Origin of the sequence: Novosphingobium clariflavum (assembly GCF_026420865.1) — a bacterium.
Lineage (GTDB): Bacteria > Pseudomonadota > Alphaproteobacteria > Sphingomonadales > Sphingomonadaceae > Novosphingobium > Novosphingobium clariflavum.
Window position 1 is genome coordinate 1 of record NZ_JAPCWC010000118.1, and the last position, 362, is coordinate 362.

The 362-nt window shown below is 61.3% G+C and carries 1 pseudogene; it reads right to left on the minus strand.

Annotated elements, in window-relative coordinates:
• Positions 1-53 precede the first annotated feature (53 nt).
• Positions 54-362: pseudogene (locus OKA11_RS24545) on the minus strand (IS6-like element IS6100 family transposase); the annotation flags it as partial.

The window sequence follows — 362 nt, forward strand, 5'->3', positions numbered from 1 at the left end:
GCTCTGTTGCAAAGATTGGCGGCAGTCAGAGGTAGGCTGTCGCTCTGCGCCGATCAGGCGGCTGCTGCGAAATGGTGGTTGAGCATGCCCATGGCCTCCGTCAGCGCCGAGGGCCCAATGCCAAAAGCTCTCTCCACAAGGCGCACCTCGCCCCTGATGCCGGGCTGCAGGCACCAGGGGCGAGCCTGTCCTTTGCGCAGGGCTCGCATGACTTCGAATCCCTTGATCGTGGCATAGGCCGTGGGGATCGATTTGAAACCGCGCACCGGCTTGATCAGTATCTTGAGCTTTCCGTGATCGGCCTCGATCACGTTATTGAGATACTTCACCTGCCGGTGGGCCGTCTCCCGGTCCAGCTTTCC